Below are 14,756 nucleotides of genomic sequence, written 5' to 3'. Positions count from 1 at the left end.
TGGGGCAGCGTACCGCCTCAATGAGCCAATGTCCGTATGTCCGCACCTACGGATGTACGGACATACGGACATACGGACATTCAATGTGTGGCACTTCTGGGTCAACCTCTGCTAAACGCCGTGGGGGATCCGTAGGTTTTCAGGGCGGGTGTGACGGTCACACAGTGGGGTTGACCTGCGGTAGTGCTGGTGTGTCACGCGGTGGGGGCGTACCGGTGGTGAAGGGGGCAGTTCGTAGGTGGTTGCTGGGTGTGGTGTGGGGGTTGGTGTGCAGCGGCAGGTGAGGTCCTGGAAGCGGCGTTTGCTACGGTGCGCGCCCTACTGGCTGACCTGGAGGACGAATGAACATGAACATGCTGAATGATGTCTTCCGCGCCGATGAGCCGCTGAATCTTACTGTTCATATGGTGGGTGGATCCACGGTCGAAACGCAGGTGAAGCGCGAAACGGCGGACACCATGCACGCGGCGTTTGATGAGGGCAAAACCTTCTGGCTGCACATGACAGGCAAATCCGTTCTGTTGATGCCGCACCAGATCCTCCTGGTGGAGATCACCACCAACGCCGCGTAACAACGCCCCACAGGGAGGGCACCCACAACGATGGGTGCCCTCCCTTTCGCGTTGCCGCGCACGGTGGGGGTATGCGCGGCCGCGCTTGGGGTGTGGTTTGTGTTGGTGCTGGTTGTGTGGTTGTGGTGGGTGGCCGGCCGGCGTGGCCGGCAGTGTGTCTGTGAGTGTTGGCCCTGGTAAATACCCTTCTGGGGTATTGGTGGGTTACTGGGCGGTAGCGTAAACCGGTCATTGAGGCAGGTTTCAGGCATCGGGATTACTCACGGGAAGGGCGCTTCCCACAACCTAGCCCCTAGCGTCAATTTGAATTGACTTGTCAAAATTTCTTGACACGCGGTGGTGTGGGGCGTAACGTCAACGTCGTCACCTAACGAAGGAGATGACATGAACGACCAGACTTCACAGCCGCGGCCCACCGCTGAAGAGTTGCGCGAGCGGGTCTATGCCGAATGCCGCACCTTCACCGACGGCCAGCTAGCCCAGTTGCGGCTGAGCGCTATGGCCGCAGGAGTCGCGGATAGGGCCAGCATCCTCATAGAGGCCCAATCCGATCCTCTGGAGGCGGTGGAGGCCGCCGCACACCTGGTCCAGGAAGCCCAGGAGACACTACGCGCGGCGGTTCTAGCCGCGCGGCTACGCGGCTGCTCCTGGGAGAGCATTGGCGAGACGATCACGGGCGAGACCGGTAAACGCCAAACCATGATCAACCGCTACGGGACAGATGAACAAACCTGGAAAGAGGTGCTGCTAGAACCGGTAGCCGAAGACGAGCGCGGCCGCGCACATCTTCGCCCGATGGAGGGTCTGTGCATGGAGGACCTGACCGCCACCACCGGCTACCTGGCCACCGCAGCGGCCCGGCACACCACCACCCCACCCCAACTACCCCCGGCCACCGCAGCGGCCCGCGTTGCGGACTACACGTGGCGACTCAGCGCTGCGATCACCCGTTACGGCGCGACAAACATCCCGCCATCTCTGTCTGCTGACCTGGAAAAACGCAAAACCGTTGCCCTTGGAAATGAGGGCCAGGAGAACAGCGCCGATGAAGGCCAGGAGCAGGGCCAGGCCGCCGAAGCGGCTGCCGTGGAGGCCGTGGATCCCAGCGGCGCATTGGAACAGCGGCTACGGGATGCCTACGCGGCGTTGGCGCGGGAACCGGGGGCGTGGGTGCCCCTAGCCCAAGTACGTGAACACCTGGCCGCTGACCGCGACGAGGTCGACGCGGCCCTTCGGACTCTTTTCCGCGCCCGTGCCATTGACCTGATTCCTGAGGTCAACCAGAAAACTCTCACGCCTGAAGACCGCGCCGCAGCCATCAACCTTGGCGCTGAAGACAAGCACCTCATCGCCATCCACACCAACCGCTCGTAATTCACCCCTCATCACCCCCGAAGGAGCACCAGCATGGAACCCATCCTGATCACCGACCCGGCCATCTACCGCCGCGCCGCGATCGGCATCGCGCTGAGCCGAACCCACTACCTGGTGACCGACCCTGACGAGGTCGAGGACGACAGCGCTGAAGTGACCTGGGCGGCCAACGGCCGCGACATCCACCTTCACTTGCGCGATCTCGACTGGGGTTTCGACCTTGATGCCCACATTGAGCGCGCCACCTACGGCGAGGACGAAACCGCCTACTGGGAGGACTGGGAAAGGCTCGGGGCCGACATCGTGGCCGCCGTGCAATTCCCCGGCGATTTTGTCGATTACGACGATGAAGCCGCCGTTCCTCCACACGTAGCCGAGGCCCTGGGCCTGGACTAAACCCTGACCAGCACCAACGCACAAAAAACAACCAGAAATGAGGCCGAGGGATTAGGGCTCCCTCGGCCGGTAACCCGAGAACCGAACGAACTCAGGAGGTTTCAGTATGACCAATGCCAGCACTGATGCGGCCCAGGCCCAGAACGCGCTGATCCGCACCGTACTCACCGCAGCGCTGCCACGCCGGGGTGAACCCACCCTGACCTGGCACATCAACGCGGAGGGCGATTGTTTGCGCGGGGCGGGGTCGCGCGAGGCGGTGTCGTTGGCCGCTGGTCGCCTCGGCGGTGGCAGCGCGCGTGACCAGATCGACCAGGGATCCACCAGCGTCACGGTTACCTGGCCCGGATACAGCAACGGCACCCAGGCATCCATAGAACTAACCGTGACGAACTAAAACCACTGTTCGCAAGGCCCCACCGAAAACGGTGGGGCCTTATCCGCGCGCTTCTAGATCTGCCTCAGCCGCAGCCTGAACCGCCAACAACACAGCCGCAGTCACGTCCTGGTCCTCATGGAACGGCTCGGCCAGGAGCCCATCGGCCAGGCGGTTCCAGGCGGCCGCGCGCGCTTCCCTGGCCTCAACGCGGCCCCGGGCAATGTCATGCGTGGCCGCCAGGGCCTCAGCGGCCGCGAGTGCGGCCGCGCTACGGGTCGGTGTTGGTGTGAATGCCATGAGCTCATCCTCGCGCCCTCAGCGGCCGGAGTGAGCCCATGACACGCGGCCGCGCTTTGGCTCCCTGCCCAAGAAGACAAACCACCACCCGTGGCGGGTGGTGGTTTCTTGGACCCGGTGGCCACCCTCAGCCGGACGCGAGCAGAAGAGGAATTTCGGGGAAGTACCAAGGTATCTTCCGATACACGCAATTTTTTGAGCCTAGAGAAGGCCCCGAAACAGGGGCCGGGAAGGCTCGTCGACGAACCCCAGAGCACAGAACTTCGTCGACGAAGGGACCCCGGATCTGGGGTCAGTTGGGTTCACCGAACCGGCACACACACGTCTCCCAATCCTCAGGCCGTGTGCTTGGGGTCAGCCATGAAACATCCCCCACATCGTTCACGCCTACGATCCCGATCCCGCCGCAGTGAAAACACCCGGCCGCGCCCTCCGGTGGGGTCGGGAGCGTTTCGCGCCACCGGGCATAGGTCGCATCCTCATCAGATCCCATTGCCTGATCCTAAACACCCCCAGATCATGCCCAGAACATCCATGATCTGAACCCACCATGAACTCAACCCACACCCACCCATATTTTCTAGCTCTCATCACAGATCTAGCCACCCATGACCTACACGCCTATGCATTAAAATGCTGAACGCAAAACCCCAGGTCACGAACGGTTAGGAAACGCTGAGGAAACGCAGCGTCATACACCTCTGTGATAGTGCAGATCCACGCAAGCACAGACGCGGATCCAGAACACCCACGCGAAGCTCCCGCGAGTACTTCTCGACACCCTCGCGAGTACTTCGCGGGACTCTCTCGACACCCTCGCGAAGCACTCGCGCGTGAGGGTCACACCTAGTGCACTTCGAGTGAACGCGGAACGCTGGCGCGGTTGTTGTGCTTGCAGCCGTCCGTGAGGCGCGCGTTTTCGTGGCCGTACGTCCCGTGCCCGCGTATGCGCACTCACCCGGAGACACGGATTTACGGCTCACGCGAGGACCTAGCCCCTATGGGGAGTGCCCAAGGCGACCGGTTAATGCCTGAATGTCTGTTTTTTCGGCTCACCTGAGCCGATAAATGAGCCGTAAAGCGTGTCTGTGAGCCGATAAATGAGCCGAAAAATACGACGATGAGGCATTAAGCGGGCGTCTGTGAGCCGTAAAATGTGGTTGTGAGCCGAAAAAAGGGCGGCCCCGCGATTGTCGCGGGGCCGCCCTTTGCTGTGTGGTTAGTGTCGTTGGGCCAGGGCGTTGCTGAGGTTTTGCGATAGGTGGAACGTGGAGGCAGCCTGAGCGATGGAGGCCCATGTAGCGGCTTCGTTGTGGTAACCGGATTCGGCGTTGTAGGCTGCTTGGCCCAAGGCTGCGTGGATGATCTGGTCTAGGCTCATGTCTTTGATGGGGTCGGGTTGGCGCTGCAACATGTGGTCTCCTTTTGTTGTGTGACTGGTTAGGCTGCGGTCAGGGCAGCGGTGTTGATGCGGTAGCGCGTGGCGCGTCCTTTCCCTTCCCGCACGATTTTTTCGGTGTTTTGGAGGACACCTAGGAGTCGTTTGGTGGTGGCGGTGGAGACACCCAGCACGCGCTCAACGTCAGCGCGTGAGAGTCCGTCTTGGGTGTTGGCCAGGGCCTCTAGGACAGCCTGGAGACGTTCATCGTCCCCCGTTTCAGGTTCTTCGGTGCCCCTGATGATCCCGATTCCGGCCGGGATGGTCTCGGCAGTGTCGTCAACGGCGTCAGCTAGCAAGTTCAGCCCGTTGAGTGTTTCGGCCTGTTTGATAGTGATGTCGTGGGCCTCCTGCTGGTCTTGTGCGCCGTGTAGAGTGTCGCCCCAGCCCAGCACCCGCACGCAGGGAGCGGGCAGATAGGGGCGGGCTTCCGCGTAGGTGTCCACGGCGGCGTCGAACTCTTCGCCTTCCTCGATGACCTGGTCCATGTCGTATCCGATTGATTTGGTGGGGGCAGCTCCGTCGGTGTCTCCCACGTAGCACATGCCCGGCTTGGGTAGACCAGCTTCGAAGAGGTCCAGGTCGTACCCGCCCCAGATGCCGTTGACGCATTGAGGCGTAGCGACCTGGTGGACCATGTAGTTAGACATTGCCTTGCGGAAGGTGGTGTTGATGCTTTCGCGTTTCGCGTCCTGAGAGATCGGCATGAGGATGATGCCCGCCTGGCGTAGGCTCTGGGCGTTGGAGACCAGCAGATTCCAGATCACCTCGGCGCGCTCAGCATCGTCGGTTTCCAGGTCTCGCATGGTGTTGCCCAGCTCGTCGATGAGGTAGAGCACCGCCGGTGCCGCTGGGCTGGGCTTCCACTTGCGCAGCGGCTTGCCACCGGGTCCGACTACCTTGCCCTCGTTCATGCGCCGGATCCGGTCTTGGCCCAGTGCCAACATGCCTCGCAAGTCAGCCTCCAGCTGGTCGATGGTGGTGGTCACCCGGTGCAGCGCTGGGGCAAACGGAACCGCCAGATTGCCCGCTTTGGGGATGTCACACACACCGATGACCAGGTCACGGCAGGCAATAGCCGACAGGAGAACCCCCGAGGTGGAGGAAGTCTTACCTGACCCGGAGCGTCCCAGCACCATGAAGTGCTTGACATCTTTTTGGTCCGAATAGACCTTGACCAGGGACGGAGCCGCTGAACCAAGAACAGTGCCTACCGGTAGGCCCTCCACTACCGAGCGGGTCCCCGGTGCCCACTCTGAGCCTTCTGCTCGGTTTTCTGGGCGTACCGCTGGGTGCACCGGGTCGACCGCTTTTTCAGGGGAAGCAGCCAACTGCACGATCTTTACCGACCTCGTGGAGCCCTTTTCCACCTTGCGGACCACCACCCGAGCGATGTCGACCTTCAACAGGTGGGCAATGTCTTCGGCGCTGAGGTGACTGACCCTGTCGTTATCGCCCAGGTACAACCGCCACTCAATTGCATCAGCGCGGCCTTTCTTGCCCACGTTCACGCTGGTGATGCGGGTTTGTTCACTCAACCCGAGCTTGCACAGCACACTTTCCATACGGCGGCGTGCCCGCTGTGCGGTGCGGTGTTGCTGGTATGCCTCCCCGTGCCACCACCACGTGCCCAGGCCCAGGCCGCCGAAGATGACCAACATGTAGGCCTCAATCATGGCCCCGGCCAGGATCAGCCACACCACTGAAAACGCTGTGAACAGCAAGAACCCAATGGCTGGGGGGCGTGCCGAGAGATCCAACTCTCCGATCCAGCCATCGGCCCACACGAACAGCACCAGCGACAACGCGCCGATCCAGGCCCACGCCCAGGGGCCATAGGCCCAAGCGAAACCCTGCGCGATACCAGAAAACGCCATCGCCGCGCCGATGCACAGCACCGGCAACAGGCCCCGCCAGTGAGACACGGTGTAGCGGCAGCCACGCATCAGCGCTGAACCACGCTTCACACCATCGTTGTTACGGGACTTCTTGAATGGTTTCTTTGCCATGATGGGACCTCTCAGCGGTTAGCCCACGCGCCGAAAGGGCAGCGTACGGATGGTGGTAGTTCCGGAATTTTCCTGCGACACCTGGCCGTGGTACAGCTCAGTCATAGCCCGACGGGCCGCCTGGAACGACATGGCAGTAGAGACACCGTGGTCTGAGGAGGAGCGCACCAGCTGGCGTACACGCTGATCAATGCTGTGACGCGCCATGCGCACACCCAGACCTTCCATAGCCTCACCCATCAGCGCAAACCCCGCCTGCGAGGTTTTGATCAGCTCCAAAATCGAACTAGCCTCCGCCTCCAACGTCGGCTCGAAACTCTCAAAGTTCACCGCCAACGCCAGTGTGAGAGGCCCGATTCCGGCCGCCTCATCACCGGCAATGTCAACCGGAACCGGCTGGATGGTCGTGGCCGCGGATGCTTCTTGTTCTAGCTGCCCTTCGTAGAGATCTTCGAGTTTGCGTTGGGCCTTCACCAACGCCGATGACATCGCTGCGGACGATTCCACGGCCCCATACAACCGGTTGCAGACCCGCTGGTGTAGCCCGCAGGCAGCAATGACGTCGGCGCATTCCTCGATACCGGCGCTGATCGCCCGCATACCTCGGGCGGACTCGGTGAGCATGTGCCACGTCGAGGCCGCCTCGATTGAACGTGCTGGAATGAATGAGTCGAACTCTTCGGCCAGGGCCAAAAACGTTCGCCCCAACGGAGTCGTTGCCAACATAGTGCGACCTGCGGTCACAGTCTTCTCCTTCTGAATCGGGGTGAATTCCACCCGCTGTGGTGTAGGGCGGTGATCGTTCATGTCAATCACGCGACCACCTTCAGTGCGTGTAGTGCGCGTGGACGTGGTGGTGTAACCATCCGAGATACGGCTGGTCTCTACCACCGTTGTCACCGATGACCCCGCATCCTTTTGAGGCATAGACATCAGACGTACGACCGGTTCACCCCGCAGCGCTGCCACGGAGGCCTTGCCATTGCGCCAAACGGCCCGAGGAGCATTCACCACCAACGCCTTGGCACCCCATGCGGCCCCAAACGTGACCGGATGCCGCGCAAACCATGACTGCATCCGCGCCTTCTGATGCCGCCCGACCCGGTCACTGGTATCGCGCCAAAAACCCGTCCAGATCCCCATCAGCTCGCCTCCCATGCCTTGATCAGCTTGCGGATGTAGCGATCCGAGGCAGACAGCCCGTTCTCAGCAGCAGCCACTTTCAGTTCAGCGGTGGTTTTTGCTCCGCCCTGCCACAAACGGAACAACTCGGCCTTGAGCGTGTCCTTCGTGTTCCGCTTCCGCTTCGTGCCGGTCTTGTTGTTCCGGCCCTTCGTTCCGGCCTTCACTTGTTCCGCTTCCGGGGTGGGCTCAGCGGTGGTTGTTCCGTCAACTTGTTCCGTCTTGGCCTCCTTGGCCGGAACATCATCCTGTTTTGGGGCTGGCTCAGTTGTTCCGCTGTCTTGTTCCGCAATCGGCACACCAGTAATGGCGGCAAATTCCGCATCCCAATCGCGGTGTTCCGCTTGGGCGGTGACGGTTGTTCCGCTCTCGGTCTTGTTGGCGGTGGCCAACTCCAGGGCCGGAGCCGTTCCGCTGCGTTTGTTCCGCTCGGTGGCGCGGAACAGTTCCGCCGCGTTGCCGCCCAAACGGCCCACCACATCAGAGCGCCACGCACGGGCGGAACGGAACGGGTGAACCATCCACAGACGCCAACCCAGCTTGGTGGGTGGTTGCGGAACAACTCCGGCCTTACGTAGTGCCGTGCGGTTCTTTGCCCCATCACGCACTTCCCACAGCGTGATAGCCGCGATAGACGAGGCGGCCAGAATTGCCGCTAGCAACGTGTCGTCAGCGTGCGCGGTGTAGTTGATGCCAGCAGCAAAGAACGCCGCGACCCATGTTCCGATGCGCGGAACCAACGCACGTTCCCCGGCCAGGCGTTGTTGGGAGGCCGTGATCGCCATGGCCAACGCCAACGACTCCAGCATCACTCCCGAACCGATACCGAACAAAATTGGCCAATCCCGAGCGATACTGACAGTGATTTGCCCGTACAGCGCCACCGCCGCCGCTAGGCCATACACGCCCGTGGCATACGCCGAACCCGCATTGTTACGCAAGTACGCCGCCGCAGCGGCGCGCGCTTTGGCACGCGCGTCCAGGCGCGCCTGACGAGCCTGGGCCTTCTTAGCCCGCTTAGCATCACGAGCCTCAGCCCGAGCTGCGCGGCGCGCCTGACGAGCTTGGGAACGCTCTTGAGCGCGGGTGCGTTTTGCACGGTCAGCCTCCAACTCCGCCTGAAGCCGTTCAGAACGCCGCTGCGCGTCCAACTGCGCAGCGTGCGCCTCCAACTCCATACGGCGCTTGGCCTCAGCATCGCGCTGTTCAATCTGCGCAGCCGTGGTCGCCTCGATACGACGTGCCCGCGCCTCAGCACGCGTCATCTCAGGTGAATACGTCATGACTAAAACTCCAAATCAAGCGGAAGGGGAGGTTGGGAGAGAGTGCCGATGAGCCGGGCCGCTTCACCAACGGTCACGTCCGTTGTTGGCAGCCACGCGGCCAGGGCCTGCGCGAGCTCATCGGTGGTGCGGTCGGTCTGCGCCGCAGCCAACGTGACATCGTTCGCGGTCGCACCGTGGCGGCAAACCAGGGAGTGCAACGCCTCCATATCCAGCGCTGCGACCGCGTCGACGCACAGGTAGCGCCGGTGTTCAGGGCTACGCGGTGAGTGCGGCAGGCGGTACGAAGAAGTCATGTCAGCGGCCCCCGTTCGCGATAGCGCGGTGAGCCGTCGCGGCCGCGCCCAATAGGCCCTTAGTCGAGGCGGCCAGCAACAACGCCAGGAAGTACCAGGCAATCTGGGCTGGAACCCCGATGAGGATCCGCGCGGCCAGAACCGGCACCAGCACCGGTTCACCCGAGGCGCGCCATTGCCGCTGTACCCGCTGCACGTTGGTGCGCGCGATGACGCGCGGCCGTGACGGCGCAGAAGTAATCACAGGAGTGGGGCTCATAGGGACCGCTCCCGGTAGGCCAGAGCCGCCAGGGCGTCCGGATCTCCCGCCAGGCCCACCGCGCAACTCGTACACCAAGCGCGCACCCACTGTGAAGCGCGTCCGTTGAGGTGGCCCTGTATCAGCCAGGCCGCAGCGGAAGGGCAGGCGCGGCAACGCAGATTCCCAGCAATGACCTGCGTTGCCGCGACCGGGAGAAAAGCATTCGCCACTGCGGCTAGAACGTCTGCGTGACACGGTGCCTCAACGGGACACCAACAGGCCAACATGAGGCCAGGTAGTTCGCGTAGAACCGCGTCGACGAGGCTGGGAGTGGCCAGCAGATGAGCCGCATAGGCGGCCACGGCCACACGTGGATCCGCCGCAGTTTCAGGGTTGCCGTACCGCGTGCCGCGCGTCACCACCCGCGCCCCGGCCGGGAGGCGTGACCCAGCGGTACGCCGCCGCTGAACACGACCAGGAGCCGCAGCCAACGCACTAGCCGGCACTACACCGGTAGCCGCTACACGCTCCAACAACCCGGTCACTGACCCAGGAACCGGAGCCAAAACAGAAGAAGTCATGCCGCCACCGCCACGTTCTCTTCCGCCGTCAGGCGGGGAATGAGAAGATCCATCGTGGTTCGCGCTGTGAGGATCTGCCGCCGCTCAGGGCTAGTCAGACCACCCCAAATCCCGTAATCCTCACCCGTCGTCAGCGCTGTTTCCAGACACTCCGCGACCACCGGACACCCCGCACACAACGCACGGGCATACCTCATAGAAGCCGCTGTGACCTCTGAGGACTCCTCCGACAATGGAAACCACGCCTCCGGCCGAACACCCGGCCGGGCGCACTTCGGCACCGGGGGCAACCCCGGAACCGGTACAGTTCGATTTGCCATGTCACGCTCCAATCGTGTCTGGTCGCCCTGGTGATGGATTAGGCCCCTCACCAGGGCTTTTTAGCTGATTTTTGGAAAAGTTCGGTAGGTTCTATAAGTTCGATTAAATCGAACTTTTAATAGCATGCGGGATGGGACGTGGTGTGTCAAGCCACTCATGCAAAAAAGTTCGAACTTTTGATACAGTGGTGTTCGATGAAGGAGTGATAACGGTGGCTAGCACACGAACAAAAGAAGAGATGGTTGCGTCTGACCTGCGCAAACGTATTGAGAATGGCGAATGGGGAGCTGGGGAGCTCCTGCCAACCACCGATGTTTTGGCGCAGCATTACGGCATAGGTCGAGGCACAGCTCTGCGAGCACTGAACAGGCTGGATGCTGAGGGATTGACAGCGGCTACTCGTGGTCGCGGTCGCCAAGTGCGGGTCTATCGTCGTCTGGAATGGTGGCCCCAGGAATTTGAACACCGAGCATTTCGTCGTGATGCTGATTCAGCAAATGGGGATGCGTGGCAAGCGGACGTAGCTAGCCAAGGGCGCGAGGGGACTCAGGATATTTCCCCGACTATTATTGCCGCATCACAAACAATTGCAGAACGCCTAAAAATAGAGATAGGCGAGAGTGTTTTGCAGCGCGCAAGAACTCGCATTATTGATGGTCGCCCCTGGCAGATTGCTGATAGTCATTACCCTATGTGGCTAGTGGAATCCAAGAATGGAAAAATACTCCTACAGCCGGGTGATGTTACTGTCCCTGGCGGGATAATGGCATATCTAGGACACAAACAAATTGAATTCCAGGACTATGAAATAATTCGGATGCCTAACGAAGATGAATGCAGACGACTCGAAATAGAATCAACAATTCCAGTGCTCGAACACACACGAACAGGATTCGATGAAAATCATAATCCCGTTCGCGTGATTGTGACTATTTGCCCTGGTGACAGGCACATAATCCGTTACAAGTCGGAGGCGTTATGCGGTACATTATTCGTAAAGCTCAACATAATGACATTGAGTCAATGGTGGAACTCAGGGCAGAGGCTGAGCAATGGATGGCACGTGCGGGAATTGACCAGTGGGTACCACTGCATCATGCTCAATCACGCCAGCTAATGAAAAATTCAGTCGCGTCAGGAAAAGCGTGGGTTGTGGTGTGTGAGTCTACTAATGACGTGGCGGGAACTGCCACAATAGATGGCCCTGATTTGGATTGGTGGACTGAAACCGATGACCTCAATAACGCGGTATATGTCTATAAAATGATCACTTCCCGCCATCACAGTGGACATGACCTAGGCGGCGCAATACTAGATTGGGTAGGGCGGAAAGCGCGGGCTGAGAATAAAGCCTATATTCGCCTAGATTGCCGTCGCGATAATTGGGGCCTGCATGCGTACTATGAACGCCATCAGTTTGATTGTGTGCGCATCATGGACACCCCATTGCGACCAACTAACATGCCTCGGTTCACTGGTGCGCTGTTCCAACGACCTGCGGAAATACAAACATCACACACCGTTGTGACAGAGAATATGACGTTGAGTACCATCAGTGGACAACAGCAATTAAAAATGCACATAACGAAAGCCCTGAGCCACAGGACGCCAATCTCGTGCTCAGAGCTTCGTTTTCACCAAATGTAAGGACGCGATCCGTGGGGACGAGCCCTATTTTTTATGATCCGCCACCTCAACCGCCGAGGAGGCGGTGGTGGCGGTGACGTATTCGCCTAGCATAGCTGATCAGTGTTCGGCTGGGCCAACCTCTACTGGTCCTGTGGCAGCTTCCACTTCCGTGTTGCCTGGTTGGTGTGTGCCTTGTTATGGGTTGGGGCGTTCTACGCCTGCTGTGGAGTCTGCGGGCTGGGTGTGCCGAACTCATCAGGGTGATGCGTTGTGGACTCCGTCAGAGCCGCGTGAGGTTGACGGCTGTCTTGGCCTCGGTGGTGAACCCCGGCGTTCTGGTGCGCGGCGTAGGCGTTTGGAGCGGCGGGCGGTGGCCCAGGAGCGGGCGCGTCGCAGTTGGGGCCAGCTGACGGAGACAGGGCGGCGAATTTGCCAGGCTGAAGCCCAGCGGCCCACCGGTTGGGTGGTTCCGCAGGTGGCCCAGGAGCGCCTAGAACGTCTCAGGGAGCCTGGCTCTGGGGCGCGGGTGTTGACTGACCCCCGCGAGATCCTGGCCGCGTTCGATACCCATGAGGAGCCTGCGCGGTGGTATCGCTCGCGGTGGTGGCGTACCCGCGCGGTGGTGTTCGCCCTGGCGCAGCTGGTGGATTGGGACCAGGATGTTGTGCAGGCGACGGGGGCGCGCGTTGCTGAGGTCGCTACGCGGATTATGCAGGAGTGGGCAGCGGCGGGGCAGGATGTTCAGGGCCGCGGATCTGCGGCTGATTTGGCGCAGCTGGTGGTCTCGACACGTTCGGCATATGACGCGATCCAATGGCTCGAAGAAGCTGGTTTGCTGGTGTGTCTGCTGCGGGGTGTGTCTGCTGCGGGTCTCCAGGCCGATCAGGGCCGCGCGGGGATCTACGCGATCACCGCCTCCGCGTCGACGCGGCGTGATGAGGATCAGGGCCAGGCAGTAGAGTCCGATTCGGACATGAACGCCCTGAACAGGGTTTTTTCATCTATTACCGGAATTTCGCGACCTCCCTCTTTTAGGGGTCCGTACAGGGAGCAAATCTGCGAGCTGGACGGGGGTTTTCGGTCTGAGCGTGCTCAAGGTTCCGTTTTCGAAGCAGACTCGGAGATAGATGAGGTCGCGCCTACGGCGCGGCAGCGACGAAAAGATGGCCTTTGGGATCGGCGGGTTCCCCGGTCTGATTCTGCCAGGAGGGCAGCGGTGAGAAACCTGCGCAGGCTGGCGCGGTGGGATGTTTCTACGGCCCGACTAGGGTTTTTGCTCCAAATGTGGTGGGATGCGGGCTGGTCAGCCTCAGCGCTGATGCACGCGATTGATCACCAACCCAACGGTGTCCGGTACGCCATCACGGTAACTTCAGCGCGTGATCAGATCGCGGTCATTGGCCACCGCCTGGCCCAATGGGTCGACCAGGAAACCGGGTTGCCAGTGACACCGCCTCGGCCGTCTCTTCCGGCCGGATACCGTGCCGGACAACACCAACGGGTTGCACAGCGTGCCCAGGAACGCGCCGAAGTGCGCACCCAGAAACAGACCGAGGAGTCCGAGGCTGGGCTGTCGCGGCCGGTACGCAGCGCTGAAGCCGAGGCGGCTGTGGCGGAGTTGCGGCGGAAACTGTCAGCGTCACGAGGCCAACAACGGCGGTGAGGTAATTCGTTGAAAGTGCGGATGTACGGACATAAGGATGTCCGTACATCCGCTTTTGTGTTTATCGGCGGGAGCGGAGGCTACCTCCGGAGGTCAGCAGTCGTTGGCGGATGCGGTCTTGTAGGTCGTCATCGTCGACAGCTATTTCCCATAGGGTGCGCAGTACTTCGGCGGCCGCGACTTCGGGTAGGTCGAGGTCTGCGGCGGCTTGGGCGCTCCAGAGTTTGAGTTTGCGGTGGTCCACCGGTGGCATGTTGACAGTCATGCGGATGGGCTCGACACGGGTAGCGGTGCGTGTTTTTGCAGGTTGAGGACGCGCAGCGGGTGCAGGTGTCTGTATGTCCGGACGTCCGGATGTACGGACGTCCGGACTTGCGGATTTGTTGGTGACCGCACGGGCTGAGGCGCGGAGTTGTTCGGCGCGGGTCTGGTTTCTGGTCTTCTTTGCCACGGCTAGTTCTGCTTCCATGCGTCGAGTAGTTCGGCTGCCACGTCGAGGTAGTGGCCGTCAGCATCACTGGCGGGCACCGAGGATCCGAACGCCTGGGCGTATGCCTCCAGGCGCGGGATGGTGGTCTCAAAGACGGGTTTGTGTTGCTCTTCGAGTAGGCCGCGAATGGTGTTTGTGGAGGCCGCGTTAGCCACAGTGCGGTTGAGTAGGACCCACACGTTGGGGTCAGTGTCGCGACTACCTTGGGCGTCGGCCAGGGCGTTCCACACCGGGTTGATTCGGTCCAGTTCCATCATGGTGGGAGCCATCGGCACGATGACGTCGGTCGCGACGCGCAAGATCGAGGCGACAATACCCATTTGCTCTTCCAGAGGTGGGCTGTCGATAACGACGATATCGACCCCGGCCGGATCGATGACCCGCCAGATTTGACGGTGCAGTGTGGGGGTGGGCATCCCCATCACCGGCACCGGCAAATCCGCTAGGCCCTGCCACCGCAGAGCCGAACCCTGCGGATCCGCGTCGACCATGGTCACGCGAAACCCCGCCTCGCGAAGCGCATCGGCCAAGTACACCGAGCTGGTTGTTTTGGACGTGCCGCCCTTGAGATTGATAAGGGCGACAACTCGTGGTGAGCTATTCAT

General features: G+C 61.2%; 18 protein-coding genes. 7 read left to right on the top strand and 11 right to left on the bottom strand.

Features of this window, described 5'->3' with window-relative positions:
* Nucleotides 1–347: 347 nt before the first annotated feature.
* The 4 genes from JQS30_RS16880 (at nucleotide 348) to JQS30_RS16865 (ending at nucleotide 2,739) form a co-directional block, all read left to right on the top strand.
* Entirely contained in the window at nucleotides 348–572 is a 225-nt protein-coding gene (locus JQS30_RS16880; RefSeq protein WP_213173129.1) for a hypothetical protein, read from the top strand.
* A 384-nt stretch (nucleotides 573–956) separates the two neighbouring features.
* Entirely contained in the window at nucleotides 957–1,946 is a 990-nt protein-coding gene (locus JQS30_RS16875; protein ID WP_213173128.1) for a hypothetical protein, read from the top strand.
* A gap of 33 nt (nucleotides 1,947–1,979) precedes the next feature.
* Complete coding sequence (locus JQS30_RS16870; protein ID WP_213173127.1) at nucleotides 1,980–2,342, top strand: hypothetical protein; 363 nt, start codon at nucleotides 1,980–1,982, stop codon at nucleotides 2,340–2,342.
* 106 nt (nucleotides 2,343–2,448) lie between these two features.
* On the top strand, nucleotides 2,449–2,739 hold the full coding sequence (locus JQS30_RS16865) for a hypothetical protein (RefSeq protein ID WP_213173126.1): 291 nt from the start codon (nucleotides 2,449–2,451) through the stop codon (nucleotides 2,737–2,739).
* A 39-nt stretch (nucleotides 2,740–2,778) separates the two neighbouring features.
* On the opposite strand, the gene JQS30_RS16860 is transcribed toward JQS30_RS16865, so the two are convergent.
* The 9 genes from JQS30_RS16860 to JQS30_RS16820 all read right to left on the bottom strand — a co-directional run bounded on the left by JQS30_RS16860 (nucleotide 2,779) and on the right by JQS30_RS16820 (nucleotide 10,368).
* Nucleotides 2,779–3,018, bottom strand: a complete 240-nt coding sequence (locus JQS30_RS16860; RefSeq protein WP_213173125.1) for a hypothetical protein — start codon at nucleotides 3,016–3,018, stop codon at nucleotides 2,779–2,781.
* A gap of 1,219 nt (nucleotides 3,019–4,237) precedes the next feature.
* Nucleotides 4,238–4,432: a hypothetical protein gene (locus tag JQS30_RS16855; protein ID WP_213173124.1), complete on the bottom strand. Its 195-nt coding sequence runs from the start codon at nucleotides 4,430–4,432 to the stop codon at nucleotides 4,238–4,240.
* 26 nt (nucleotides 4,433–4,458) lie between these two features.
* Nucleotides 4,459–6,465, bottom strand: a complete 2,007-nt coding sequence (locus tag JQS30_RS16850) for a Fic family protein (RefSeq protein WP_213173123.1) — start codon at nucleotides 6,463–6,465, stop codon at nucleotides 4,459–4,461.
* Between the two features lie 18 nt (nucleotides 6,466–6,483).
* Nucleotides 6,484–7,281 carry a hypothetical protein gene (locus JQS30_RS16845; RefSeq protein ID WP_213173122.1) on the bottom strand — a complete coding sequence of 266 codons (798 nt, stop codon included), beginning with the start codon at nucleotides 7,279–7,281 and terminating at the stop codon, nucleotides 6,484–6,486.
* Between the two features lie 326 nt (nucleotides 7,282–7,607).
* Nucleotides 7,608–8,930, bottom strand: a complete 1,323-nt coding sequence (locus JQS30_RS16840) for a DUF2637 domain-containing protein (RefSeq protein ID WP_213173138.1) — start codon at nucleotides 8,928–8,930, stop codon at nucleotides 7,608–7,610.
* A gap of 2 nt (nucleotides 8,931–8,932) precedes the next feature.
* A complete protein-coding gene (locus JQS30_RS16835) occupies nucleotides 8,933–9,226 on the bottom strand; it encodes a hypothetical protein (RefSeq protein ID WP_213173137.1) in 294 nt (97 codons plus the stop codon).
* 1 nt (nucleotide 9,227) lies between these two features.
* A complete protein-coding gene (locus JQS30_RS16830; protein WP_213173136.1) occupies nucleotides 9,228–9,485 on the bottom strand; it encodes a hypothetical protein in 258 nt (85 codons plus the stop codon).
* The gene (locus JQS30_RS16825) at nucleotides 9,482–10,048 is read right to left on the bottom strand and encodes a DUF4326 domain-containing protein (protein WP_213173135.1); all 567 of its coding nucleotides are present in this window, start codon (nucleotides 10,046–10,048) and stop codon (nucleotides 9,482–9,484) included. The genes JQS30_RS16830 and JQS30_RS16825 overlap by 4 nt, the downstream gene beginning before the upstream one ends.
* The gene (locus JQS30_RS16820) at nucleotides 10,045–10,368 is read right to left on the bottom strand and encodes a WhiB family transcriptional regulator (RefSeq protein WP_213173134.1); all 324 of its coding nucleotides are present in this window, start codon (nucleotides 10,366–10,368) and stop codon (nucleotides 10,045–10,047) included. The genes JQS30_RS16825 and JQS30_RS16820 overlap by 4 nt, the downstream gene beginning before the upstream one ends.
* 212 nt (nucleotides 10,369–10,580) lie before the next feature.
* Here JQS30_RS16820 and JQS30_RS16815 point away from each other — a divergent pair, with 212 nt between their 5' ends.
* From JQS30_RS16815 to JQS30_RS16810, 3 genes are all read left to right on the top strand, one after another.
* Complete coding sequence (locus JQS30_RS16815) at nucleotides 10,581–11,486, top strand: GntR family transcriptional regulator (protein ID WP_213173133.1); 906 nt, start codon at nucleotides 10,581–10,583, stop codon at nucleotides 11,484–11,486.
* Nucleotides 11,393–12,016: a GNAT family N-acetyltransferase gene (locus JQS30_RS17900; RefSeq protein ID WP_425498883.1), complete on the top strand. Its 624-nt coding sequence runs from the start codon at nucleotides 11,393–11,395 to the stop codon at nucleotides 12,014–12,016. The genes JQS30_RS16815 and JQS30_RS17900 overlap by 94 nt, the downstream gene beginning before the upstream one ends.
* Before the next feature lie 250 nt (nucleotides 12,017–12,266).
* Complete coding sequence (locus JQS30_RS16810; RefSeq protein WP_213173132.1) at nucleotides 12,267–13,661, top strand: hypothetical protein; 1,395 nt, start codon at nucleotides 12,267–12,269, stop codon at nucleotides 13,659–13,661.
* A 61-nt stretch (nucleotides 13,662–13,722) separates the two neighbouring features.
* Here the strand turns inward: JQS30_RS16810 and JQS30_RS16805 are convergent, their stop codons facing one another.
* Together JQS30_RS16805 and JQS30_RS16800 are read right to left on the bottom strand one after the other, a co-directional pair.
* Nucleotides 13,723–13,926, bottom strand: coding sequence for a hypothetical protein (locus JQS30_RS16805; protein ID WP_213173131.1), 204 nt, complete (start codon nucleotides 13,924–13,926; stop codon nucleotides 13,723–13,725).
* 188 nt (nucleotides 13,927–14,114) lie between these two features.
* A complete protein-coding gene (locus JQS30_RS16800; protein ID WP_213173130.1) occupies nucleotides 14,115–14,756 on the bottom strand; it encodes a ParA family protein in 642 nt (213 codons plus the stop codon).

Origin of the sequence: Natronoglycomyces albus (assembly GCF_016925535.1) — a bacterium.
Taxonomy (GTDB): Bacteria; Actinomycetota; Actinomycetes; order Mycobacteriales; family Micromonosporaceae; genus Natronoglycomyces; species Natronoglycomyces albus.
This window is presented reverse-complemented; position numbering and strand designations above follow the sequence as displayed.